Here is a 23,664-nt window from a genome sequence, read left to right as displayed (position 1 = left end):
CTTCCTTCGTTACTAGAAGGAAATGACTCCCTGCGTTTATGAGCAAGAAGTCATTTCGAAACCAAGAAATCAATCCTAAGAAACCCAATTAGTCGTTGTTTTCTGGGGAAAGTTTTTCGCCCAGTGCATCTCCAATCGTCATCGACTTAATTTCGGGTTGTTCAGCTATCGCTTGTTGATTTTGGACTTTATCAGCGTCGGAAGCGGCCTCGCGAATGCTCAGGCTGATCCGTTTCACTTCAGGCTTACATTCGATAACTTTGGCACTGACCATATCTCCAACTTTAAGTACTTCTTCTACTTTACTGATTCGCCGGTTAGAAATTTGAGAAATGTGAATCAATCCGTCCACACCGTCCTCAAGCTGAACGAAGGCACCAAACGTCACGATACGAACTACTTTTCCTGTCACAATCGATCCCAAAGGATATTTTTGATCTGCTTGTGCCCAAGGACTTTCTTTGAGTTGTTTCAGGCCTAAAGAAATTTTCCCGGTGGCTTGGTCCAATTTTAAAACCTGAACTTCGACATGATCCCCCACCTTCAAAATCTCAGAAGGATGCTTTATTCTTGTATAAGCCATGTCCGAAATATGAAGAAGCCCATCAAGGCCGCCTATATCCACGAAGACACCGAAGTCAGCCATTCTTCGAACTTCTCCGGAAACAACGTCACCTTCCTTAAGGGTTTCCAGCAAATGTTTCCTTTTTTTGGCCTTTTCCTCTTCCAAGATGACTTTTTGGGAGAGAATTACTTTTCGTTTGGCCGGTTCAAACTCCAGCAAGCGCAGGCGAAGAGTCTGTCCCAAGAACTGGTTCAGATCCTCCACATAGCCTAACTGTATTTGGGAAGCAGGAACAAAACCGCGCATTCCCACATCAACAACCAGACCGCCTTTAACCGTTTCGATCACTTTGGCCTGGATTTCTTCTTTACTTTCCGCTAATTGTTTTAATCTATCTTGAGCACCTGCTTCATCCGCTTTACGTTTAGACAGGACAGTATGCCCTTCGGAATTCTCCACCCGGATTACCACCGCTGTGATTTCATCACCTATGGAAACGACATCTGCTGGATTTGTTTGGCGGGCTACCTTTAACTCTGACAAGGGGATTACTCCCTCAGACTTCCAGCCAATATCTACAAAAACTTCATCATTGGTAATTTTGACGACTTTTCCAGTGACTTGAGCCCCAAGATGTAGTTCTTGAAAACCTACATCCCAACTGGCCATGTCCATTCCATCTTCATTGATTTCCGACATTTTCTTAAAAACCTCCTCAATTATCCAATCTGGGGTCGAAGCTCCTGCGGTCAAGCCCGCAGTCTTTGCTTCGGAAAACCAGTCAGCTTCTAATTCCTCCGCTGTTTCAATTAGATATGTTTTCGTGCTTTCAGCACAGATACTTGCCAATTTGCGAGTGTTGGCACTGTTACGGCCGCCGACCACCACCATAATGTCTACAATTCCCGCTAATTCACGCGCTGCCTTTTGACGTTCAGCCGTTGCGTTACAAATCGTGTCATGAACGGTTAAATGCTCTGCATGTTGTTTCAATTCCTCAACGATTTCGGCAAAACTTGCCGCAAGTTGGGTAGTTTGAGCTAAAACCGCTAAGTTAGAATAAGCAGGAAGTTCTCGAGCTTCCTCCACCGTCTGAATAGGAATGGCTTGTACACCTGCCCAGCCTAAAATTCCCTGGACTTCCGGATGGAGCTTATCTCCGACAACTATCACTTGATGTCCTTTTTGAGCCGACTCGGCAGCTAAATGCTGAGCTTTTTGCACAAAGGGACAGGTAGCATCTACCACCTTAATCCCTTCTTTTTCAGCCTCTTCATAAACGCGAGGCGCAACACCATGAGACCTGATAATTAAAGCCTGATCGGCTTTAGCTTCTTCTAATCCGTTGACAACACGGATACCTTGCTTTTCCAAACGTTGCACAACCTGTTGGTTGTGGATCAATGGTCCAAAGGAAACCGCCGAAGATGTTTCAACAGTTCGTTCTGCCATATCCAAGGCACGTTTAACTCCAAAACAAAACCCGGCTTTATCTGCCCGTTTGACAATCAAGTAAGACCCTCCCACATAATTATATGAACTAGTTCTCTATTCTCGTTCAAAAATCCTGCCTATTAATGAGTTTTATCAAATATGAAAGGCTTAAACACGTTGCCTCCTAAGATTTAACCTTAATTTAGCCTACCCTTTCTTTTAAAAAAAGATGCGACAGAATAAGCGGCCTATCGTTTATCAGTCCCCTTATCTGTCTGCATCTGAAATTTGAATCGAGTATGTTTTATTGCGCTTTCGGCAGTTGCAAATCCAAGACCGCCTGCATGATCCGATCGGCTATCCATTCTCGTCGGTTATCTATCCCCGCCGGTGCCTTTAGCATCTCGGTTGTAAGAGGCTTCCCAATAACCACCGAAAGATTCCCCCAGCCTTTAAACATATGTTGAGTTCCATTGACCTTAATGGGAACAATGGAGGCCTTACTCTTTTCCATTAATAGTACCATACCAGGCATACCCTTTTGTATTTCCCCTGTTTTAGAGCGCGTTCCCTCGGGGAACATGCCTAACACTTGCCCTTCCTTTAGAATAGCCAGTGATTGTCTGATGGCATTCATATCACCCTGACCTCTTTTTACCGGAAAAGCTCCCAGCTTGTTAAAGAGCCACCCTAAAAGTGGGAAAGAAAACAATTCTTCTTTAGCCATAAAACGGACGGGACGCGGAATACTGGAAGCTGCCACAACGGGGTCCCACATGCTGACATGATTTATCGCCAAAATCACCGGACCCTCCAGGGGCATATTCTCAACCCCCTGCACATTCCAACCCATTAGTTTAAATTGAAGACGAAACATACCTTTGGCAAAATTATAGATTGTCATCATTATCCCTCCTGTGCTAAACGAAGGATTTCTGCAACAATATCCTCAACCTTTAAGCCTGTCGTATCCAGAATCTTGGCATCGGGAGCCGGTTCTAAAGGCGAAACTTCCCGCTCCGTATCCTGACGGTCACGTCTTTGCATATCCCGGGCTACTTCCTCAAAGGGGATATCTTTGCCGGCATTCCTGAGTTCAATCCACCGACGCTTGGCACGTTCTTCAGCCGAAGCAGTTAAGAAAATTTTAAGATCCGCTCCAGGCAGCACATGAGTGCCAATATCCCGGCCATCCATAACCACCCCGCCTCGGGCTGCCTCCCTACGCTGAAGCTCAACTAAACGTTCCCTCACCTTTGAATAAGCAGCAACCGTGGCAACAGCCCGAGAAATTTCCGGGTTTCTAATAGCTTGAGTGACATTTTGACCATCACACCACACCAAGCGTTCCTCAGAGTGATCAAGCACTACCTGAGCAGTTTGGGCGATTTGACTAACCTTTTCTTCATCGTTGATGGGAATCCCGCTTGTCAATGCTTTATAAGCAATTGCTCGGTACATTGCACCGGTATCTACATAAAATAAGTTCAATTGTTTGGCCACAAGCTTTGCAACCGTGCTCTTTCCTGCTCCAGCAGGTCCATCGATTGCAATTTGCAATTCATGTCGTTCTCTATACGCCACTGTAATGCTCCCATCTATACAAAGAATTTTCCATTGATTTTCTAAAGTCTTTTAAATATGTACAGATACTATCAAATGTCTTTATTTAAATATATTACACAAATTATATCATACGACTTTGCGACCAAACAATCTTTCGTTTTTAGTCCTTATGCTTTAGATCTCTCAATTTTATAGATTTTCTATTTTATCAAAGATTTATTATAAATAACAATATAAATAATACACTCGGCCGACCCACACTGCCGGAATATTCCTAATAAGTCGCAGTGTGGCGATAAGCTCATCCGCTTATCGTCATGGCCATCGGTCTCTTCCCGCCGTCCTTGGCTTCAGAGACACTCGGCCGTCCATGGCCATCGAAACAAAAGAGAACTGAACACCTTTTGAGGATTCAGTTCTGCACTTATTATCTGATTAGTCAAGCTTACTTTCGTTGTAAATATCACCAGATTCTTTAACTTGTAAATTCTCTTTAAACCCATCTATGACTGCCGCTTCTATAAATGAGGGTTCTCATTCGATTTCTTTGATGGGGATAGGGTTTATCCTTCAGCGCGAAAGCATTTGTTATTGGCTAGGCCTTTCGTCGAAAGTGTCCACAGGACACTTTCGTCACCGAAGCCATGAGGCTCAAGCCCAGACTTAGACTTAGACTCAGACTCGGGTTCAAGTTCAAGTGCAAGTGCGCTAGAGTTAGAGTTCAGCTTTAGCCGAACGAATTCACTTGTTATCCTTATTGGAATTAAGTTCGAATTTATAGCCATTGATCATTGAGGATATAGTTCCGTCATCATCAAGAATATCTTGACGCAGCACCATATATAAGTGTCCAACTAAGAAAACAGCATATCCCCAGGCTAGAAAATGATGCAGATTGCGGACCTGATACTCGTTGTGAAAGAGAGGAACTACCCAACCAAAAAGGGCTTGGATAGTCCCGTTAGGATCACCTCCCCCGCGCATCGCCAAGCCGGTAAGGATGATTAACAAACCTCCCGCCCAGACAAAAACGAAGTACATCAATTGGGCAAGTGCATTATGTCCTACATGGGAAACATGTTCATGGGTCATAAACGTATAGTATTTAAAGGTTCTGACGGAATCCCGCCAAAAATCTTTTTTCCACAATTTCATTTTCGAATATTCATTTCCTGCCCAAAACCAGTAGAGTCGAAACAGCATGTTGGCAATAAAAATAAAAGCGAATAATCCATGCCAATAACGAACTCTCCCCATAAAAAAATGCCCTGTTGCCTCGCCTGGAGATTCCAAGATTGGATGCCCGATATACATTCCCGTTAAGAAAAGTACTGTGATAGCCAGAGCGTTAACCCAATGGAAAAACCGTACGGGAAATTGCCAGACATAAACCTGACTGCGAAGAATACTCATCTTAAGCCCTCCTTTTAAACTACCCGAACTTTAAGAATTTCATCTCCCTGAGGAGTTAACAAATGAGTGGCACAGGCTAAACAAGGGTCGAAGGAGTGAATCGTTCGCAACATTTCCAAAGGTTGATCTTGATGAGCAACAGGGGTATCTAACAACGACGCTTCATATGGCCCTTTTTGACCTGCAGCGTCTCGGGGAGAAGCATTCCAGGTTGTGGGCACCACAGCCTGGTAGGAACTGACCTTCCCCTGATTGATCTTGACCCAATGCCCCAAGGCACCCCGGGGAGCTTCCGTAAAACCGACTCCTTGAGCTTGAGCCGGCCATTTTTCCGGGTCCCATTTTTCTCCGTTAAAGGCCTGACTGTCACCGGCTTTGATATTGGCTACTAAGTCACTATAAAAACCGGCAAGATGATTTACCAAGTATTTCGACTCCAAAGCCCTAGCCAAAGTGCGTCCTAAAGTTGAATAAAGAGCAGTAACGGGTAAATTTAAACGATGAAGTGCATCATCAACCAAACCTTTGATTTCCTTATTACCACGGGCATAAGCTACAACAAAACGGGCTAAGGGACCTACTTCCATTGGACGGCCTTTCCAACGGGGAGTTTTTATCCAACTGTACCCTTTGTTCTCATCGAGATTGTTGTAAGGCGGGTTAGGCCCATTGTAGGCAGCTTCCGTTTTCCCTTGCCAGGGGTGCAGTCCTGCTTTAGGGTCATCATAACGATACCAGGAATGGGGAACAAATTCTTGTATTTGCTGAGGATCTTTCAGATCGACATCTTGTACTTTGCTTAAATCTCGGTCTAAAACAACTCCCCCGGGAAACAGAAAGCTATCAGGTTCGCGAATATCAACCGTAGGAATACCGCCATAAGCTAAATAATTTCCTACGCCTCCGCCGTATAGATCCTGCTTGTAAAAGCTTGCAATAGCAAAAATGTCCGGTATCAATACCTGATTGACAAAAACTTGAGCTTCATCAATTTTTGTTTTTACTAAATTTAAACGTTCCATATTGACGACATCATTGTCGTTCATATTAAGAGTGCTGGCCATTCCTCCAACTAAGTAATTAGGATGGGGATTTTTTCCTCCGAAAATGGTATGAATCTTAGCAATTTCCTTTTGCCAAACCAGGGCTTCCAGATAATGGGCAACCCCGACTAAATTTGCCTCCGGAGGAAGACGATACGCCGGATGCCCCCAATAGGCATTGGCGAAAATACCAAGTTGTCCGCTCTCCACAAAAGTTTTTACCTTGTTTTGCACATCCCGGAAATAACCATCGGAGGAATTGGGCCAATCGGAAATTGAGCGTGCTAAAGCACTTGCTTGTGCCGGATCAGCCTTAAGGGCACTCACAACATCGATCCAATCAAAACCATGCAGGTGGTAAAAATGGATAACATGGTCTTGGACAAACTGGGTTGTCGTCATGATGTTCCGGATATAGTTGGCATTTTTAGGAATGCGTATATCCAAGGCATCTTCAACTGCCCGAATTGAAGCCAGAGCATGAATATGGGTACACACTCCGCAAATTCTTTGCACAAAGGCCCAGACATCCCGAGGGTCCCGGTTTTCTACAATTTTTTCAATCCCACGAAAGACTGTGCCTGCACTGATGGCATCAGTAATCCGATTGCCGTCAACAACTGCTTCAATTCGCAAATGTCCCTCGATTCGGGTAATGGGGTCAACGACGATTCTTGTGGTCATGGTTCGCTTCCTTTCCAAACGAAACTTCTAATCTTTACTCCTTGATCTCACTGTAGGACTTAGGTTTAAGTTTTATTAGACATTAAGTAGTTAGCATTAACTCCTGTCTTTATCTTTTTTATTTTCTCCGTGTTTTACAACCGCTGTCATTCCGGCATGGGCCACTACCGCAAGACCGGCTACCCCCACTACATCCATCCCAACCCGATCCACATCTTTCCCCAGGGCATTGTTAGGAATCTTCGCCAGGTGAGTATAGAAGGGAGTGTTATCAAAGAAGTTATTTTCCGAACATCCTATACAAGGATGCCCCGACTTAATCGGATAACTTACACCATCATTCCATTCTGTGATAGCACATGCGTTATAGGTTGTCGGACCTTTACAACCCATTTTGTAGAGACACCAGCCTTGTTTCGCTCCTTCATCGTCGAAGGATTCCACAAATTGACCCGCGTCGAAAAAGGCCCGCCGGACGCAGTTGTCGTGGATGCGGTGTTCGTAGAAGGCCTTAGGCCGTCCTTGGTTAGTCAGCTCCGGGATCTTTCCGAAGGTAAGATAATGTACTATTGTTCCTGTGATCACTTCCGCAATAGGAGGACAGCCAGGAACATCAATCACCGGTTTATTTTTTACAACCTGTCGAACAGGAACAGCTTGGGTCGGATTGGGATGGGCCCCTTGAACGCAGGCGTTTGTGGCACAGGAGCCATAAGCAATGACAGCAGCCGCTCCATCAGCCGTTTGCTTCAGAAGCTCTGTTGCCGTTACACCTCCGATGGTGCAGTAAACTCCCCCATCCCCTAAAGTAGCGCTGCCTTCAACCACCAGGACATACCCCCCGGGATAATCCTTCATCGTCTTTAAACGCACATCTTCTGCTTGTTTGCCGGCGGCTGCTTGGAGCACTTCCATGTAGTCGAGAGAAATCATATTAAAAATCAAATCAGACACTAACGGATGAGAGGAACGCAAAAAAGATTCACCACAGCAGGTACATTCCTGTAAATTCAGATATATAACCGGCAGCCGCGGTTTCGACTGTAAAGCGGAAACGATTTTCGGATACTCTGCTGCATCCAAACCCAACATAGCACCCATAAGAGTGCAGAATTTGAAGAAGTCTCTCCTGGATACTCCTTTGCGGCAAGCCCATTGATAGTAGGTCTCAGATTTCGACAAAAAGTCTCCCTCCCTTGGTCCCAAGAATACAGATCGCATGATGTTTCTTAGTGTTTGTCATTTATTGAAGATTATTCCAAAAGATATTCGTACAATACTTCGTTCTTGGCGCCCTGGAAAAACTGCCCCGAACACTATAGACCTCGAAGGAAGGTAGCTTCGCCCACAAGAGTGAACTCATTGCATGGAGAGGCGGTAAAGCTCACAAAGCTTGCGTGGGAGAAGCGGAACCGTGGTTCACATCATGTACTGCCCTGAGATTCGGTGGAGCTCCCAGCCCCGAAGGCATGAACAATTTTCATCGTCTGATGGTACTGCGTAATGTCATGGCGGGCTGCCCCGATGGTAAAAAATATGCTCCTCTAAAACTTGACAAAAGAACAGTCAAGTTTTAGAGGAGCACTATTTGATCTAAGGTCTATGCATTATCTCTATCCGGTAAACTTTGCCGCAATTAATGTGGCTACTACGTTGTTTAAGGAGTGCAGCGCGACATTAGGATAAAGAGATTTGTATTTATCAAAAAGATAAACTAAAGCAATTCCTAAAACAAAGCGGGGAATAAATCCGTAGGCCTGAAAATGAAGCCCTGAGAAAATCGCTGCACTGATAACAGCAGCCGTCCATTTGCCGCAATAAGTTCTCAGACTGCCGTAGATCAGTCCTCGAAACATAGTTTCCTCAACCAAAGGGGCTAAAACACCTGCTAAAAGCAAATTCAAGATCAGGGCAACCCCTGATGATTGTCCAAGCAGTTTAGTGTAGACATCCGTCGTTGGCGGGGACATTCCTTGTTTATATAAAAAAATAACATACCCGATATTTAAAACCCAAGTTATTGCATATGTTTTTACGATATTTGGCAGTATTTTTCGAAGAGGGACCGACCTCCAGCCAAAATCAGACCATTTCCAATGTCGTACTACTTTTAACAACAAAATTAAAAGAATGAATGAAAACTGGGTTAAAAATGCATTGAGATACATTAAAACACGCTCATTGGGCCAAATTTTCATTAACCAGAGGGTTCCCAGGGCCAGAACTATATAAATCACTATAATTCCGCCTAAAACGGTCAATAAATCAACCCAGTTTAAAGTGCGGTTTCTTTGGGGTTCGGGATACTCATGAAATTCTATAACTTCATGATGTTCATTTTCTCCGTCCATACTCACTCTCCATCATTATGTTCTTCAACACATAGTTTATTAACAAATTTCTCAGACTAACCTGCAAGGGGGAATCAACATGAATTCTGAGGAAGTAACACTACAAGTTTATCATCGTCATTTTAAAATTCCCGTCGAAACCTATTTGAATTCTGTAACCGATTATTTAGATCCTTGGGAAGAACGAGCTTATCAACATTTTGTTGAGCAGTTTCTTAAAACAACCCATGACAACGGCATTGTTGGTATGGTACGTCAAGAAAACGATAAAGACTATGTTTATCTCGATGCTGCAGTACGGTATCCCATCAACCATCAAATAGACCTTGAAAAGGCCGGAGACTAAATCACCTCAATTTTGAAGCAATCGCTCTAACTCCCGTACGCTGGAAACAAGATAATCCGGAGCTGCGAGCTCTAATTCTTCATTCGTCCCATAACCATAGCCAACTGAAATAACCTCAATATGATTAGATCTGGCCCCTTGAACATCGTAGCGACGGTCGCCGATCATAACCGTTTTGGACCGGAGCTCTTGGGGTACTCCTTGCAAAACTTCACGAATTAGATCTTCCTTTTCTACAAATTTTCCGTTCAATTCGCTGCCCATGATCTTGCTAAAATAGTCTTTCAGCGAAAAGTGCTTTAGTATTTCTGCGGCAAAAATTTTCGGTTTTGAGGTAGCCAAAAAATGCTGACAGCCCTTTCCCTTTAACGAGGCCAACAATTCCGGAATGCCTGGATAAACCTTATTTTCAAACATGCCGATTTCTCTGAAACGTTCTCGATAAAAATCTAATGCAGTTGTTAGAAGATCGTTATCTTCAGTCTCAAGAAGCACCCTGAAACTATCCATTAAAGGCGGTCCAATAACCCATTCCAATTCGTCTTCATGAGGATAGGGAAAACCAAGCTTTTGGAGCGCATACTGTACAGAGCGTGTAATACCTTGTTTGGGGTCTGTCAGTGTCCCATCAAGATCCCAAAGTAAAATCTGATATCGCATGGAAAGCCTCCTTGTTTTTCCTTATATTACCCGGATGAGATTCTCTTAAATCGGCTAATCTAAAACGTAAGAAAGGAGGATCAACTATGTTTTGGCGTCAAAGACAATATTACCATTCCCATGGATTGTTTTTTATTCTCAGCCTCGTTGCTGCCTTTATTTTGGGGCGCAAATCTGAACAGTATGGATATACCATCGTATCACGGGGACACGGTTATTCAAATTCAGACTCTGATTCCGATGAAAATAACGAGATGGATATGATGGGCGATTCTCAGTCAGAGAATACTTATCAGAGTTAAATTGAAACGCTGATTCACCGGCAGAACACATATTGCCAAAATAAAAGTGAATATCCCATGACTTTTACTATACCTAACTTAACTTAAGTTTACCAGGAAAAAACAAAAACTCCGAGAAATTCTCGGAGTTTTATGTTTGAGACGATTTTTATGCCTTAATACGTGACACTTAAAACTTGAAATCTGCAGAAAATTAGTATCCCCTGTCAAAATGTGATATCCTCAGATTAAAAGTGAACTCGAGTCTTACTATTGGATAACGAAAAAGTTCTCATATCTATGCCTTTAAGCAGCAGTAATTCAGAAAGCAGGTGACCCTAAAATGGTTCGAATCGCCGATTTAGAAAACAACAACTACTGGAAGCACTTAGGAATGATGACGGAAGAGACTGAAGACGGAAAAATCCAACTGGTTATGAAAGTTACAGAGAATTTAAAACAATTCTACGGGAACGTACATGGCGGGGCCATCGCAAGCTTATTCGACGCATGTATAGCAGTGGCCATAAACCAGCGGCTTAGTCCTGAAGAAGGCGCCTCAACAGTAGAACTTAAACTTAACTATTTACGCCCGGTTCAGAGAGGAACACTTTATGCATTAGGAAACGTTATCCATAAAGGCAGGAGAATCGTCGTCGGACAAGGTGAAATTAAAGACGATCAGGGCAAAACTGTAGCCTACGGAACCGCGACCTTTATGATCACACAATTATAGGATTGAAATCATAATAAATAGTAAAACAACATAATATTTGTTAAACACTACTAACAAAATCAAAATAATTGTTCATTTTAATAACGCTTCTGTTTGCTCATAATCTTTTAATGTTTTTTAAGCTTAGGATCTCGCATAGATTAATTAATGGAAAACAAGCATCAGCTTATCCAATCCCCAGTAGACAATCATGCCAAAGAGTATTCCCAGAAATAAATTCGGAATCTTACGAGCAAATAGAAACGTTAAAATCCCTGCCCATAAGTAAGGATTGTTAAGTACGACAACCGATCCTCCCGGAGTAACTAACTCCGGAATAACTAAAGCAGCCAGCAGGGCAATTGGGACTAGTTCAATAAAATTCCGCACAAATCCTTGAACATTTGTCCCTTTAAATAATAGAAACGGCAGTACCCGGGAACCATAGGTTACCAAAGTCATTAAAAAAATTGTTTCAACGAAATGAATCGGCATAATTCTCCTCTCTTCCCGCAATCCGATAGTCTCCAATGGAGGGTATCGCACGTATGTTACGTTTATTTCATTCAATGGTTTAGCTTATCGTTTCTGCTTTTCCAGACTGCTCCGATTCCTGCGGCAAGGGCAACACTTAAGATAATGTATAGTTTTCCTGGAAGAAGCAGTTTGAAGACGACTGCTAAGATCCCGGCAAGAATATACGTCATCAGATTCTTTCGGGACAAGGAAGAGGCAGTCAAGATGATGAAGAGAGCGAGAAGTGCGAATTGAAAACCAGAGAACTGGACCGGCAGCCATTTGCCAATCAGCCCGCCTAACACTGTAAAGATAACCCAGGAAGCAAAGGCGCCCGAATTAACTCCCAACATAATACGGCGGCGCTGTTCTTCTTCTGCCACCTCCTTGAGAATTCTTGAATTGAGGACAAAGGTCTCATCGGTGAGTCCTTGGGCTAATCCTAGTGACCAAGTGCGCGATCTTTCTGGGAAAAAATGCACAACGGAAAGACTCATAAGTACATGTCGGATATTAACAATTAAGGTGGTAAGACCTATCATCCATGCCGTGGCACCTTGGTGAAGCATTTCAATAGCAATGAACTGAGAGGCGCCGGCAAATACGAAACAGGACATCAGCCCTGCTTCCCAAACACTTATACCAAACTGAGTTGCTAAAATGCCGAAGGTTACAGCTACAGGAGCATACCCTACGACAATACTTAACGATTGACGCAGCCCAAAGACAAACCCTTTTTCCATAGGTTCTATTTTCGCAGAACTCATAGAACAACCTTCTCTACAATTTCTAAAAAATTAGGGAATGAGACATTCGCAGCTGCCATATTTTCCACGCTGACTCCTTCTTGGGAGAGCATTCCTGCTACTGCCCAAGTCATTGCCAAGCGATGATCTCCGAAACTGCTGACTTCTCCGCCGTGCAACTCAGGCCGACCCTTGATTCTCATTCCGTCCGGCAGCTCTTCAATCGTTGCGCCTAAAGCCTTTAAGCCTTCCGCAACTCTTTTTATGCGATCTGTTTCTTTAATCCTTAGTTCTGCCGCATCGCGAATGACAGTTTCCCCTTCAGCTAAGCTGGCTGCTAATGCTAAGATTGGTATTTCATCGATCAAACGCGGAATTAAATCTCCGCTAATTTCAATTCCTCGCAGCTGAGAAGGTCTAACCCTCAAGGCTGCGCGAGGTTCGCCGCAGATTTCTGAGCTTTCTAGGTATTCGATATCTGCTCCCATGGCTTGCAGAACGTCAATAATCCCGGTACGAGTCGGATTTATCCCAACCTCCGGAAGAATCATCTCACCTTGCCTAACTAAACTTCCTAAAACTAAGAAAAAAGCTGCTGAAGATATATCCCCGGGAACAGAAACATTTTGACCCGTCAATTTCCCGCCGCCCTTAACTTTTACAATAGTATTGTCGCTTTGAACCTCAACCCCAAAGCCTCTAAGCATTCGTTCCGTATGATCCCGGGATAGTGTAGGTTCTTGTACACTGGTTTCTCCCTTTGCTCTTAAGCCTGCTAAGAGTAACGCCGATTTGACTTGGGCTGAAGCTACCTCGGTTTGAAAAGACTGTCCCAGCAGCTGACCGCCTTGCATGGTGATGGGTGCCAAGTTGCCCTCTCTTCGTCCCAAAATACGTGCTCCCATTTGTTTGAGGGGATCCGTGACCCGTCTCATAGGGCGTGAACGCAGGGAATCATCTCCTGTTAAGGTCACAGAAAAAGGACTGCCCGCCAATACACCGAGCATTAGCCTGAAGGTTGTCCCGGAGTTACCCGCATCTAAAACGTTGGCTGGCTCTTGCCAATTGTCCATGCCTTTTCCGTGCAGCCATACTTCAGTTCCTTGTCTTTCCCAAGCCACGCCGAGTTCTCTTAAACATCCCAAAGTACTTAAGCAATCTTGTCCCAATAAGAAATTGGTAACATGAGTTTCACCAAAGGCCATTCCGCCTAGAAGGGCAGCCCGATGAGAGATGGATTTATCTCCGGGAACTTGAATTTCCCCCTTAACTCCTGTTATAGGCTTAACAAATACGCCTCCCATTGGAATTCCCCCTGTCCCATATTTATTGCAGATTTATCATATTATACTATAAGTTCTTAAGCTAAGAGCAACTCAAAAATTCACCGTATCAAAGAGCAGTGCGGATATTATGCGCCATCCGAAACACTTCTGCAATCTTCTCTCCTTCTCCATTCTCGAGGTACTCGCGAAATTCCCTCACCCTCTTTTCCCAAAGGGTTAGTCCCTCCAGAATGGTCTCTGAATTCCTCACCATAATTTCTTTCCACATTTCCGGAGAGCTGTCTGCGACTCGTGTCAGATCTCGAAAGCTGCGGCCTGCCAAAGACAAAAGCGACTCTCCGTCAAAGGAAGCATCTTCGGCAGCTAAAGATAACGTAACAGCCAAGATATGGGGGATATGACTTACCATAGCTGCTTCACGGTCGTGATCCGAAGGATCGCGAAACTCTACCCTTGCCCCAAATCCCTGAACCAGCTGCACAAATTTTTCTAAAACGAATTCCGGGCAGTCTGCAGAAGGAGTTAGGACGTAGGGGAAGCCCCGAAAAAGGTTTTGATTGGATGCTTCGAATCCCGACTGTTCCGATCCCGCCATGGGGTGCCCGCCTATAAAATAAACTTCCGATCCTTGCAATTCTTCTTGACACTTGAGGCAAATTTCAGATTTAATACTGCCGACATCCGTGACAATAGCTCCTTTGGGAATTTTAACTGCTAAATGGCTGAACCCTTTGACTAATTCTTTAAGCGGAAGGGCCAAGACAACAAGATCGACTTCCAGAAACTCCGGTACCTCGGTCCACCCTTCTTGAATCCAACCTCGTCGTATCGCTTCTTCGATACTTGCTTCTACCATATCAACAGCCACTACATCCCAACCAAGATCGTGTAAGGCACCCGCCCAAGACCCGCCGATTAATCCTAAACCAAAGATGCAGGCCTTCGGAACCCGAAGGCCTGACCATCCCGGCGTCAAAGTAGCCGCTGGATGCTGCATCACAAGCTCACTTCCCCTAGGGAACGACCAAGGGCTTTGCTTAATCCGGCCAAATCATCCATCATTAGTTTAAACTTTTCCGGAGTTAAGGACTGCTTTCCATCGGACACAGCTTTCTCCGGCTGGGGATGAACTTCGACGATTAAACCGTCTGCTCCGGCTGCCAAGGCCGCTTTAGCCATAGGATGAACCAGTTGCCACCGGCCTGTGCCATGACTGGGATCAACGATAACAGGCAAATGAGAGAGAGTATGCAAGGCCGGAACCATTGTTAGATCCAGGGTATTGCGGGTATAGCTCTCAAAGGTGCGGATTCCGCGCTCGCAAAACATGACTTGGTAATTTCCGCCATCCATGATATATTCGGCCGCCATCATCCACTCTTCCAATGTTGCTGAAGGTCCTCGTTTCAATAGGACAGGCTTTCCGCATTTCGCCACTTCTTTAAGAAGAATAAAGTTCTGCATATTTCTTGCACCGATCTGCAGGATATCTGAATAATGGGCTACGAGAGAGACATCTCTGGCATCGATAACCTCTGTCACCACTAACAGCCCTGTTTCAGTCCGGGCATCGGCTAAATAGCGCAGTCCTTCCTCTTCCAGCCCCTGGAAGGAATAAGGGGAAGTACGCGGCTTAAAAGCACCGCCGCGCAAAAAAGTTGCCCCAGCTTCTCGTACGGCGTGTGCTGTTTCTATAATCTGTTCTCTGCTTTCCACTGCACAGGGCCCTGCCATCATATGAACCTTATCGCCGCCTATTTCATGGTCTCCAATACGAATGATACTATCCTTCGGGTGAAATTCACGACTGACCAATTTGTAAGGCGCTAATATCGGCACGACTTTTTCAACCCAAGGCAAAGCTTCTAAATCAAGAGCCTTAATTCGAGTACGGTCACCTACCGCACCCACAATCGTCTTTTCGACTCCTTCAGAAAGATGTACTTTAAATCCCTCTTCTGTTAACCGCGTGGAAACTTCTTCAATTTGTTCAGCTGTTGCACCCATCTTTAAGACAATAATCATTGGACCTGCCCCTTTCAACCATACTACTTTTTTCGTTTTTGTTTTGTTTTTCTACCATCCTGCTTAACTTACCCTTTGACCAATACATTTAACATCTCATGGCTAAAGTTTATAGTTTCTACCTCCTTTAAACACTCGGCTGTCCCTGGCCGGTAGAAAGTACAAAAAAACACCCTTAATAAGAGGGTGCTTTTGCCTTCAATAAATGCGCCCATCCTACTATCCTACGATCATTTGTTAAGAGCACAAACAATCATTCTTAATAAAAAAAGTACCATCCTACATAAGCTTTGCCTGGCAAAGCCCGTACATACATCTTCGGGAAATAAATTGAATTTATATTACCACAAAAGGGGTTGTCTCCACAACCCCTATACTATAACAAATTAAATTATTCGCATGTCTCCAAGAGATCTTTGCGTAAGCCTGCGGCCTCACGCAAAAAAATATGCTTTATCTCTCTCTGGGTGCAGTCGGTATTAGCATGAATTAAGACTCGAATGCAGCGCTTAAGCGAACCTGGGACAGGTATTTCCGTGGCGCAAAGCAGGGGAACCAGCTGCCAGCCAATCTCACGGGCACTCGATGCAGGAAAATCTGCATTTAAGTCCGCTGTCACCGTAAAAATTGCACTCACTAAGTCTTCCGTGCTTAATTTATTATCTTGGAGAATCTTTGTCAAGAGTTCCTTCGTTGCTTCGCGAATTTCTCCGGCATCATTATGCAAAACGGTGGTTGCACCGCGTATTCCACGTACCATATTTGTTCCTCCTTTAATCTTTGGGAGCAACACGATGTCCCAATCCTACGGCTACTTCGTCCAAATGCAGAAGTCCGATGCCAAAAAAGACTGCAACACTTAAATGGTCGTCTTGTCGGGCAATTCCGATCTTACCACCAATATTTAACCCCATAGCTTTATTCATAATTTGACTTAAGGCCTCACGGGTTGCACCAGCCACGGCGCCTTCATCACTGTGAGTTTCATGAATAGCCCCTTCGCGTTTAGCCGCCACAATAGCTCGTTCTACAATCTTACGCACTGAATTAATATATTCACCGCCATAATCAACAGCAGCCGTCTTAACACCTTGTCGTTGATAGTAGTCTTTGAGGTGAGTTTCTTCTTCCCTGCTCTCTGTCATAGCCATTTTTAAAGCTGCCAGAGCAATTTTTTTACTTTGTGCCATCATTCCGTCCTTCCTTTCCCATCGTTAATACCAGTCCTACCGTCCTGCCCTCCCTCTCCCTAAGTCAAGTTTTTCTGCTTAATGATTGCATTATAGTCCACAAGTTTGGCATTTGCAACATTAAGGGCTAACTTGAAACGTTTGAATAGATCCCGGTAGAACAATTATTTGAGTTTGGTGTGGTTCAATTAATCCTTCTTCATTATTCTTGAGAATCTGCACCCGTATTATCTGGGATAAGCCTCTGCCGTCCAGCTGAATTTGACCCGTTTGAGCAAGTATTTGCTGTTCCCCCTTCGAAAGGGTTGCCAGTTCTTTGCCATTTTGCAGAACCGGTATTGGGGCAGCAGGGTTTGCTTTTAAGGTCAGTCTCCATAGTTTGACAGACTGGTTCGGGGCAAGAGAAGGTAAGTCCAGAGGAGGAGACTCCACTTTAGAGGCCACCGATATGTAGAATTGCAGGGGATCACGGACTACACTGAACTGCATGACAACAAGTAATACGGAAGCTAGAACCATAATCCGGATAACTCGGCGCTCTCCACCTTGAACACTCAGCCAAAGCCGTTCGCCAATAGGAACCTTTCTACGCACAAACACCACCTCGAAAGAAGTTTATGCGCGAAGTATCTCTGTCAGACCAGGGAACAGACTTCTTCACAGGCAGCGCGGCCGGCGCGAAAACCCATAGCAAAAGCGGCCTGCAAATTAAAACCGCCGGTTATTCCATCAACATCGACGACCTCACCAGCCCAGTATAACCCTTCGATTCGTTTGGAGGCCATTGTTTTCGGATTGATTTCTTTGACATCTACACCGCCTGCGGTGACAATAGCAGTCTCGATAGAAAGGGTATCGGTAATTGTGAGAGCTAATTCTTGCAGCAACGAGATCAGCCGTTTTCGCTCCTCACGGTTGACTTGATGGACAACCCTGTCAGGATTAATACCGCTTAATCGAATCATCACGGGAATCAAACTTTGGGGCAAAAGATCTTCCAGAGCATTTTTAAACTGTTTATTGCTGTATTTTTGAAAATCTCTTTGAATACGCAAGTCTAATTGTTCCGCAGTCAGGGCTGGTTTCAAATTAATCCGCAATTGAACAGGCTCACCCTGACGTACCCCTTCACCTGCTTGACGGCTGAGGGTCAAAATGATGGGACCGGATACTCCGAAATGAGTGAATAGCATTTCTCCAAACTCAGCAGCTTTTTTCTTTCCTCCGATCCACAGAGTCGCTTCAACATTTCTAAGAGATAAACCTTGTAGTTCCTTCACCCATGATTCAGCCGTTTTCAGGGGAACTAGAGCTGGACGGGGAGTAATCACATGGTGACCTAACTTTCGGGCAAATCGGAAGCCATCACCTGTCGAACCTGTAGCAGGATAAGACGCTCCGCCTGTACAAACGATCACAGCCTGAGCTAAAAATCGCCGCTTATCAATTCCTTGTACTCCTATGACTCGTCCATTCTCAACTAAAATTTCCTCAATGGTAATCCCGGTGATTATTGTCACTCCCAATTCGGTTAGGAAACCTGCCAGGGCTTCGACGACGTTTTCTGCATCATCGGAAACGGGAAAAACACGCCCTCCTCGTTCAACTTTGGTTTCCACCCCATAGTGAGCTAGAAAGCGACGTAAGGCAACATTATCAAACTCTCTTAAAATCCCATGCAAGAAACGCCCGTTTCCTGGGTAATTACGGATAAAGTCCGCAACATTTTCTTCATTTGTAATATTACATCGGCCTTTACCTGATATAGCAATTTTTCTGCCCAATCGTTCCTTTTTTTCCAGCAACAGAACCTTTGCTCCGTTTTGGGCTGCTTGTCCTGCGGCCATCATTCCGGCAGCACCGCCGCCAACCACAATTATCTGATAATCCTTCATTCTGGTTCCCTTTCATTATTTATACTCACTAAGATCCTATTTCTATAAGTGGGGGTTACTCCTTCGATTTTCTCAGTGGGAGTAAAGTCCTCCTTCGCAGCGTAATATTCCTTTTTGGTTATAGGCGGCTAGGGCGATACTCTCCACCGAAGTCTATCGTCACCAAAGCCTCGATGTTCAGTTTCAGTTTCAACTTTAGCTGAACAAGTTCACCGTTTCATGACACATTTCCTTTATTCTAACGTATACTTAACTAACTGTCTTTCCAGGGGAATTCTATTTTTTTGCCCTTAAAACCCATCTGTGCTAAAATTATCCCTACTTAAACTATTTACATAACATCTCTTTTTTAATTATTTAGGAGGTATTTTTATGAGCCTTGACCAACGTACCACTACCCTTGCCCGAATTTCCGCTGCCGTCGCCTGTAATGCCCTGGCATCTCTTCGTGTCGCGATAACGGAAGCCTTGGAAATGGGCCTTGAAACGTCAGAAATTCAAGAAGCAATCTCATTAGCCACTGAAATTCAACAACAACCCATCACTCATATGACTCATCTCGCCGAACAACTCTTGCGTGAACCAAAGAAAAAATCTCACGAACACAGTGCAGATTGCGGGTGTGGCTGTCACCATGCCTAAGTTGGGAGGCAGACATGATTAGCTTCTATCAAGCCATTCAATCTATTCATACTCCTGTCATTGACGACTTTTTTATCATGCTCAGCTTTTTAGGCAGCGAGCCCACTTATATCCTTTTAATTTCTGTAATCTATTGGAATATTGACAAGCGTTTTGGATTCAGACTTGCAACGTTATTTCTGACTTCCATGGCTTTGAACGGATTTTTAAAAGACATTATTAATGCCCCGAGGCCGATTGGGCAGCCCGGCATTCGTTCTCTTTATCTTTCATCGGCAACAGGCAGCTCCTTTCCCAGTGGACATAGTCAAGGAGCTGCCACTTTTTACCCCTATGTTGGGAAGCATTGGCGCTCCCACAAGGTTTGGTTGGGAATCAGTGCTTTTATGACCTTGGGAATTGGCTTTTCCCGGCTCTATCTTGGTGTACATTGGCCCCAAGACGTTCTGGGCGGCTATTTAATCGGAATCATCATTGTTTTAGGATTTCAGCAAGTCGATGAGCGCTTGTTTAAACTTCAAATCCCGTTACGGTCCAAACTCATTCTTTCCCTCTTCATCCCTTTGCTGTTTTTGATTATATATCACACCCATCGAGGTATCCAAATGGTCGGGTTTGTTATCGGTTTTACCTCCGGGTATTTTTTAGAGGATTATTATCTCGACTACCGTGAACGAACTCGCTTTGGACCTTCCGCTTTGAAAACTTTCCTTGGCCTTTGCGTCTTTGGACTCTGGGCCTGGCTCTGGCACCCACTGACACGTATCCATCCCTGGCTTTATCTTCCGGTCTTTGCGGCCGGAGGAACTTGGACATCCTTTGGGGCTCCCTGCCTCTATCGTTACTTAAAATGGGAACGTCCATTAAAAGAAGAAGAGATTTCTAAAGGAAGAAAGAACTTCGTCCGTTAGGATCACTCGTTGAGCAGACAAGGCATAAATCGGTATTGTCAAAAATCCTTTTACCGCACTTTTTACAATATAAAGGACTTCCTTCATGAATCAAAACTTTACCTGTTAAATACTTGTAGTTTAACATTTTTGTCGAATAAGACAGGGCATGAATACGGCAAACCTCGATACAGCGATTGCAATGAACGCATTTTTGAGGTTCAAGAATGAGTTTTTGGGACAAAATCTTGTCCTCATATGGGGACTCTTTGGCCGCCGGATCAGAATCCCATTCCTCAGTTTTTTGCAGGGCGCCCTGAGGACAAATTGATGCGCAAACTCCGCAATTAGTACACAACTTGGAGACCGCCAAAACTTGGAAGGGTATCTTATCATCCTCGTCATTTTTTAAGGATCGTAATAATCCCTGACGGCTCTTAGGGATCGGATACGTTTGATCAGCCGTTAGATTAGGCAGCCATTGCTCAACTTTATTCATGCTTTTCTGGCGCCAATTTCCCAAAGCAAAACTTTTATTTACTGTTTTTTGAGCTTCAATATCCTTAAATTCAGTGCCTTCTTGACCGTTATCCGGTCTTACAAGGATTTGAACTCCCGGATGTTCCGGCCAGGACTCGTGGACCTCTTTAAACGCTTGGACACTGACCGTACAAGCTGCACGATCCCCACAAGCTGTGCATATTCCCGCAGCGATGCTCACAGGTTTTTTCTTTGCCCAAAGAATTAGTGTTTTCCAACTATCCCGATCCAACATACCCAAACACGGGATCTCAAAACCTGCTGGAAGAGCCTTAGGACAATTCAAACGAATTTCATCAGTCTCTTCAAGATACTCATAAAACTTATCAACCATAATGTCAACAAATCCGTCACTTGGGCATACGGCCATACATGCCCCACATTCGGAACATTTCTTGGTATCCAGTTGTCGATACTCAGAAATTGCTTTATAAGGACAGACTTCTATACACCGCCGGCAAGTCTTCGTATATGCTTTTTTAGTATTGAGGCAATTTCCGTTGTGATATACCATCTGACAAGTCATATATCAGACCTCACTCTTATCTGCATTTTATAAAGTCGCCCTAAGGTACCCATCGGATATTCTCGTTGAAGAAAAAAGGCGGGAAACACCTACACTAGTGTTTCCGCCTTTTCTATTTGTAATTACGAAGTAAGTCTTTAGCCAATTCACTTTCCACGCCAACCAGGTGCTCCAACATCAGTTTCTGAGCTTGTTCAATATCGTGCAATCGTATCGCTTCGTAGATCGCCAAGTGCTCATCATATAATCTATGCGGCTTATTTTTATCAACGGCTAGTTTATCACGGCTGGTCTTCAAAGTGATACGCATCGTATCGGAAATCGTGTTCATGAGACGTATCAAAATCTTATTGTGTGTAGCCTTGGCGATTGAGTAATGAAAGTGATGATCTGCTTCTTCCCCGGTTCGGTGTAAATCAAGATCCGTGCGCATGAGTTCCAGATACTTATGCATCTCTGCAATCTCATCTTCGGCGGCTCTCTCTGCAGCCAGCCCGGCAGCTTGTACTTCGAGAATTTTTCGTGCCTCATAGAGTTCCAAGTCCGAATCTTTTTCTATAAACAGCATCCAAGCCAGGGGGGCTACTACGGAATCCACATTTACTTGTCTAATGTACATCCCCTCGCCTGATCGAACCTCAATCAATCCCATTAATTCAAGGGCGCTAACGGCTTCACGGATCGATGAGCGGCTAACTTTGAAACGCTCCACCAACTCGCGCTCCGAAGGCAGCCGGTCTCCTGGTTTCAAATGTCCATCTATTACAAGTTGGCCAATTTGATCTACAATTTGTTCATAAATCTTTTGGGTTTTTATGGGTTTTAAAATCACCCTTTTCACTCCTTGCAAAACACTTTACCTTCAGGGGTAGAAATTCACAATTTTATTTTAATATTCTATCATACTTTTTTCAGTTTATCATGCGTATGATGCAAAATCCATTATTTTCAAAAATAAAAGAGGAAACACTAGCAGATTAGTGTTTCCTTTAGTTTTTCGGTCTTGATTTCTTGAAAATCCTAATTAACTAAGACATAGCAGTTTCCTGAGCGTTATGACTTAGCTTTCTTACCGGCCCGATAAGATTCAGCCAAAATTTGTATGGTATGCATCACCTGTTCTTGGAGACCCGCATTTTCCACACCGCTTTGCAGCTGCAGTCGGCAAGCAGGACATCCGGTAGCTACAGTATTAGTTTGAGTTTGAGATATATCGGCAATTTTACGATCAGAGATCTTCACGGAAAGATCCGGATGAACCAGACTAAAGGAACCTGCCATCCCGCAGCAACGACCCGGTTCTTTCATTTCGATTAATTCAACCCCGGGAATGCTTTTCAGTATTTCACGCGGTTCCTTATTAATTCCCTGTCCACGGTTAAGATGGCAAGGATCGTGATAGGTCACTTTACGGTCAACACGGCCAAGTCCTTCTTTCTTAAACGGGACTTTATGAATCAGGAACTCTGAAATATCATAGGATTTCTCTGACCACTTCTTAGCCAGGGCACTAAATTCTGGATCGTTCTCTAAAAGATCCATAAAGACATGTTTCCAGGCAGTGCCGCCCGAGGAACAGGCAACAACTAAGGCATCGGCGCCTAGCTTCTCAAACGCCCGCAAATTGCGGCGTGCCAAGGCTCGGGCTGACACAGTGTCACCATTCACCGAAGCAGGGATACCGCAGCAGCCTTGTCCCCGAGGAATAACTACTTCGATATCGTGTTCAGTCAAAACTTCAACGACAGCTTTTCCGATATCCGTGTAAAAATAGTTGATCATGCATCCTGTGAAAAAAGCCACTCGCATTTTGGGATTTTTGACTTTAATAACCTCAGGAAACTCAGAGCGCAACGTACGTTTCGCCAACATCGGAAAGACCTTTTCTGTCCCAATACCAATGTCAAAACGCATTCGGGCAATTCGGTCACTTTTATGCGGCAAGTGTTTTAAGGCTACCCCCTGAAAAACGCTGCCGGTTTTCATGCCCATATCAAAGATCCGCTGCATTTTAAGAGCTGTAAAAGCAATCTTTTTGACAGGATGTAATCCTTTTTTGCGAACCGCTTCTGCCCGAGCCGCTAAAATAATTTTGTCAAACCGAACTCCACAAGGACAATTATTATTGCAGGCCATGCAAGTAGTGCAGAGTGAAAATCGTTCAGCCATTCCTTCGGTCATCTCTGCTTCGCCGGAGAGAATAAATTCAGCTAAGCTAATTTTCCCCCGTGCCACACCAACCTCTTGGCGCGTCTCTTTATAAATCGGGCAAACAGCCTGACAGTTGCCGCATTTCATACATTTATGGAGTTCTTCGTTAATCGAATCCAAAGAATCATATACGGACACG

The 23,664-nt window shown here is 44.3% G+C and carries 25 protein-coding genes; 5 read left to right on the top strand and 20 right to left on the bottom strand.

The genetic code is table 11. The features are described from left to right. Window positions 1-88: 88 nt before the first annotated feature. The 7 genes from DESACI_RS08670 to DESACI_RS08640 form a co-directional block, all read right to left on the bottom strand. Window positions 89-2,077: a bifunctional 4-hydroxy-3-methylbut-2-enyl diphosphate reductase/30S ribosomal protein S1 gene (locus DESACI_RS08670; RefSeq protein ID WP_014826814.1), complete on the bottom strand. Its 1,989-nt coding sequence runs from the start codon at window positions 2,075-2,077 to the stop codon at window positions 89-91. A gap of 226 nt (window positions 2,078-2,303) precedes the next feature. Further along, entirely contained in the window at window positions 2,304-2,903 is a 600-nt protein-coding gene (locus DESACI_RS08665; RefSeq protein ID WP_014826813.1) for a lysophospholipid acyltransferase family protein, read from the bottom strand. Window positions 2,904-2,905: 2 nt separating this feature from the next. Beyond that, on the bottom strand, window positions 2,906-3,583 hold the full coding sequence (cmk, locus tag DESACI_RS08660) for a (d)CMP kinase (protein WP_014826812.1): 678 nt from the start codon (window positions 3,581-3,583) through the stop codon (window positions 2,906-2,908). Between the two features lie 723 nt (window positions 3,584-4,306). After that, the gene (cybH, locus tag DESACI_RS08655; protein ID WP_014826811.1) at window positions 4,307-4,978 is read right to left on the bottom strand and encodes a Ni/Fe-hydrogenase, b-type cytochrome subunit; all 672 of its coding nucleotides are present in this window, start codon (window positions 4,976-4,978) and stop codon (window positions 4,307-4,309) included. Between the two features lie 14 nt (window positions 4,979-4,992). Continuing rightward, window positions 4,993-6,705 (bottom strand): nickel-dependent hydrogenase large subunit, encoded by a 1,713-nt coding sequence (locus tag DESACI_RS08650; protein ID WP_014826810.1) that lies wholly within the window; start codon window positions 6,703-6,705, stop codon window positions 4,993-4,995. Window positions 6,706-6,801: 96 nt separating this feature from the next. Then, on the bottom strand, window positions 6,802-7,926 hold the full coding sequence (locus DESACI_RS08645) for a hydrogenase small subunit (protein WP_049804048.1): 1,125 nt from the start codon (window positions 7,924-7,926) through the stop codon (window positions 6,802-6,804). A gap of 392 nt (window positions 7,927-8,318) precedes the next feature. Beyond that, entirely contained in the window at window positions 8,319-9,056 is a 738-nt protein-coding gene (locus tag DESACI_RS08640; protein WP_014826808.1) for a CPBP family intramembrane glutamic endopeptidase, read from the bottom strand. 79 nt (window positions 9,057-9,135) lie between these two features. Here DESACI_RS08640 and DESACI_RS08635 point away from each other — a divergent pair, with 79 nt between their 5' ends. Beyond that, window positions 9,136-9,402, top strand: coding sequence for a hypothetical protein (locus tag DESACI_RS08635; RefSeq protein WP_014826807.1), 267 nt, complete (start codon window positions 9,136-9,138; stop codon window positions 9,400-9,402). Window positions 9,403-9,408: 6 nt separating this feature from the next. On the opposite strand, the gene DESACI_RS08630 is transcribed toward DESACI_RS08635, so the two are convergent. Beyond that, window positions 9,409-10,062, bottom strand: coding sequence for an HAD family hydrolase (locus tag DESACI_RS08630; RefSeq protein ID WP_014826806.1), 654 nt, complete (start codon window positions 10,060-10,062; stop codon window positions 9,409-9,411). A gap of 86 nt (window positions 10,063-10,148) precedes the next feature. Here DESACI_RS08630 and DESACI_RS08625 point away from each other — a divergent pair, with 86 nt between their 5' ends. Then, a complete protein-coding gene (locus tag DESACI_RS08625; protein ID WP_014826805.1) occupies window positions 10,149-10,364 on the top strand; it encodes a hypothetical protein in 216 nt (71 codons plus the stop codon). Between the two features lie 322 nt (window positions 10,365-10,686). Beyond that, window positions 10,687-11,079 carry a PaaI family thioesterase gene (locus DESACI_RS08620; RefSeq protein WP_014826804.1) on the top strand — a complete coding sequence of 131 codons (393 nt, stop codon included), beginning with the start codon at window positions 10,687-10,689 and terminating at the stop codon, window positions 11,077-11,079. A gap of 144 nt (window positions 11,080-11,223) precedes the next feature. On the opposite strand, the gene DESACI_RS08615 is transcribed toward DESACI_RS08620, so the two are convergent. The 9 genes from DESACI_RS08615 to DESACI_RS08575 form a co-directional block, all read right to left on the bottom strand. Beyond that, window positions 11,224-11,553, bottom strand: a complete 330-nt coding sequence (locus DESACI_RS08615; RefSeq protein ID WP_014826803.1) for an AzlD domain-containing protein — start codon at window positions 11,551-11,553, stop codon at window positions 11,224-11,226. A 71-nt stretch (window positions 11,554-11,624) separates the two neighbouring features. After that, entirely contained in the window at window positions 11,625-12,341 is a 717-nt protein-coding gene (locus DESACI_RS08610; protein WP_014826802.1) for an AzlC family ABC transporter permease, read from the bottom strand. Continuing rightward, window positions 12,338-13,624 carry a 3-phosphoshikimate 1-carboxyvinyltransferase gene (aroA, locus tag DESACI_RS08605; RefSeq protein WP_014826801.1) on the bottom strand — a complete coding sequence of 429 codons (1,287 nt, stop codon included), beginning with the start codon at window positions 13,622-13,624 and terminating at the stop codon, window positions 12,338-12,340. The genes DESACI_RS08610 and aroA overlap by 4 nt, the downstream gene beginning before the upstream one ends. Window positions 13,625-13,712: 88 nt before the next feature. After that, window positions 13,713-14,603, bottom strand: a complete 891-nt coding sequence (locus DESACI_RS08600; RefSeq protein WP_014826800.1) for a prephenate dehydrogenase — start codon at window positions 14,601-14,603, stop codon at window positions 13,713-13,715. Continuing rightward, the gene (aroF, locus tag DESACI_RS08595; RefSeq protein WP_014826799.1) at window positions 14,603-15,631 is read right to left on the bottom strand and encodes a 3-deoxy-7-phosphoheptulonate synthase; all 1,029 of its coding nucleotides are present in this window, start codon (window positions 15,629-15,631) and stop codon (window positions 14,603-14,605) included. The genes DESACI_RS08600 and aroF overlap by 1 nt, the downstream gene beginning before the upstream one ends. Before the next feature lie 391 nt (window positions 15,632-16,022). Then, a complete protein-coding gene (aroH, locus tag DESACI_RS08590) occupies window positions 16,023-16,391 on the bottom strand; it encodes a chorismate mutase (RefSeq protein WP_014826797.1) in 369 nt (122 codons plus the stop codon). 13 nt (window positions 16,392-16,404) lie between these two features. Further along, a complete protein-coding gene (locus DESACI_RS08585; protein ID WP_014826796.1) occupies window positions 16,405-16,824 on the bottom strand; it encodes a HutP family protein in 420 nt (139 codons plus the stop codon). A 117-nt stretch (window positions 16,825-16,941) separates the two neighbouring features. After that, window positions 16,942-17,415 carry a hypothetical protein gene (locus tag DESACI_RS08580; RefSeq protein WP_014826795.1) on the bottom strand — a complete coding sequence of 158 codons (474 nt, stop codon included), beginning with the start codon at window positions 17,413-17,415 and terminating at the stop codon, window positions 16,942-16,944. A 41-nt stretch (window positions 17,416-17,456) separates the two neighbouring features. After that, the gene (locus tag DESACI_RS08575) at window positions 17,457-18,716 is read right to left on the bottom strand and encodes a BaiN/RdsA family NAD(P)/FAD-dependent oxidoreductase (RefSeq protein ID WP_014826794.1); all 1,260 of its coding nucleotides are present in this window, start codon (window positions 18,714-18,716) and stop codon (window positions 17,457-17,459) included. Window positions 18,717-19,088: 372 nt separating this feature from the next. Here DESACI_RS08575 and DESACI_RS08570 point away from each other — a divergent pair, with 372 nt between their 5' ends. Further along, on the top strand, window positions 19,089-19,358 hold the full coding sequence (locus tag DESACI_RS08570) for a carboxymuconolactone decarboxylase family protein (RefSeq protein ID WP_014826793.1): 270 nt from the start codon (window positions 19,089-19,091) through the stop codon (window positions 19,356-19,358). A 14-nt stretch (window positions 19,359-19,372) separates the two neighbouring features. Then, the gene (locus tag DESACI_RS08565; RefSeq protein ID WP_014826792.1) at window positions 19,373-20,269 is read left to right on the top strand and encodes a phosphatase PAP2 family protein; all 897 of its coding nucleotides are present in this window, start codon (window positions 19,373-19,375) and stop codon (window positions 20,267-20,269) included. On the opposite strand, the gene DESACI_RS08560 is transcribed toward DESACI_RS08565, so the two are convergent. From DESACI_RS08560 to DESACI_RS08550, 3 genes are all read right to left on the bottom strand, one after another. Further along, a complete protein-coding gene (locus DESACI_RS08560; RefSeq protein WP_014826791.1) occupies window positions 20,241-21,314 on the bottom strand; it encodes a 4Fe-4S binding protein in 1,074 nt (357 codons plus the stop codon). The two genes, DESACI_RS08565 and DESACI_RS08560, sit on opposite strands and share 29 nt — an antisense overlap. 112 nt (window positions 21,315-21,426) lie before the next feature. After that, window positions 21,427-22,146, bottom strand: coding sequence for a FadR/GntR family transcriptional regulator (locus DESACI_RS08555; RefSeq protein ID WP_014826790.1), 720 nt, complete (start codon window positions 22,144-22,146; stop codon window positions 21,427-21,429). 221 nt (window positions 22,147-22,367) lie between these two features. Further along, a complete protein-coding gene (locus tag DESACI_RS08550; RefSeq protein WP_014826789.1) occupies window positions 22,368-23,663 on the bottom strand; it encodes a (Fe-S)-binding protein in 1,296 nt (431 codons plus the stop codon). Window position 23,664: the final 1 nt, after the last annotated feature.

This window comes from Desulfosporosinus acidiphilus SJ4 (assembly GCF_000255115.2).
GTDB lineage: Bacteria > Bacillota > Desulfitobacteriia > Desulfitobacteriales > Desulfitobacteriaceae > Desulfosporosinus > Desulfosporosinus acidiphilus.
Note: the sequence above shows the minus strand (reverse complement) of the source record. Positions and strands in the feature narration are given on the sequence as shown.

Bases quoted from the DNA above. Each gene is read 5' to 3' on its own strand.
- DESACI_RS08665 (WP_014826813.1), bottom strand. From the start codon at position 2,903: ATGACAATCTATAATTTTGCCAAAGGTATGTTTCGTCTTCAATTTAAA.
- cybH (WP_014826811.1), bottom strand. From the start codon at position 4,978: ATGAGTATTCTTCGCAGTCAGGTTTATGTCTGGCAATTTCCCGTACGG.
- DESACI_RS08650 (WP_014826810.1), bottom strand. From the start codon at position 6,705: ATGACCACAAGAATCGTCGTTGACCCCATTACCCGAATCGAGGGACAT.
- DESACI_RS08645 (WP_049804048.1), bottom strand. From the start codon at position 7,926: ATGCGATCTGTATTCTTGGGACCAAGGGAGGGAGACTTTTTGTCGAAA.
- DESACI_RS08640 (WP_014826808.1), bottom strand. From the start codon at position 9,056: ATGGACGGAGAAAATGAACATCATGAAGTTATAGAATTTCATGAGTAT.
- DESACI_RS08635 (WP_014826807.1), top strand. From the start codon at position 9,136: ATGAATTCTGAGGAAGTAACACTACAAGTTTATCATCGTCATTTTAAA.
- DESACI_RS08630 (WP_014826806.1), bottom strand. From the start codon at position 10,062: ATGCGATATCAGATTTTACTTTGGGATCTTGATGGGACACTGACAGAC.
- DESACI_RS08625 (WP_014826805.1), top strand. From the start codon at position 10,149: ATGTTTTGGCGTCAAAGACAATATTACCATTCCCATGGATTGTTTTTT.
- DESACI_RS08620 (WP_014826804.1), top strand. From the start codon at position 10,687: ATGGTTCGAATCGCCGATTTAGAAAACAACAACTACTGGAAGCACTTA.
- DESACI_RS08615 (WP_014826803.1), bottom strand. From the start codon at position 11,553: ATGCCGATTCATTTCGTTGAAACAATTTTTTTAATGACTTTGGTAACC.
- DESACI_RS08610 (WP_014826802.1), bottom strand. From the start codon at position 12,341: ATGAGTTCTGCGAAAATAGAACCTATGGAAAAAGGGTTTGTCTTTGGG.
- aroA (WP_014826801.1), bottom strand. From the start codon at position 13,624: ATGGGAGGCGTATTTGTTAAGCCTATAACAGGAGTTAAGGGGGAAATT.
- DESACI_RS08600 (WP_014826800.1), bottom strand. From the start codon at position 14,603: ATGCAGCATCCAGCGGCTACTTTGACGCCGGGATGGTCAGGCCTTCGG.
- aroF (WP_014826799.1), bottom strand. From the start codon at position 15,631: ATGATTATTGTCTTAAAGATGGGTGCAACAGCTGAACAAATTGAAGAA.
- aroH (WP_014826797.1), bottom strand. From the start codon at position 16,391: ATGGTACGTGGAATACGCGGTGCAACCACCGTTTTGCATAATGATGCC.
- DESACI_RS08585 (WP_014826796.1), bottom strand. From the start codon at position 16,824: ATGATGGCACAAAGTAAAAAAATTGCTCTGGCAGCTTTAAAAATGGCT.
- DESACI_RS08575 (WP_014826794.1), bottom strand. From the start codon at position 18,716: ATGAAGGATTATCAGATAATTGTGGTTGGCGGCGGTGCTGCCGGAATG.
- DESACI_RS08570 (WP_014826793.1), top strand. From the start codon at position 19,089: ATGAGCCTTGACCAACGTACCACTACCCTTGCCCGAATTTCCGCTGCC.
- DESACI_RS08565 (WP_014826792.1), top strand. From the start codon at position 19,373: ATGATTAGCTTCTATCAAGCCATTCAATCTATTCATACTCCTGTCATT.
- DESACI_RS08560 (WP_014826791.1), bottom strand. From the start codon at position 21,314: ATGACTTGTCAGATGGTATATCACAACGGAAATTGCCTCAATACTAAA.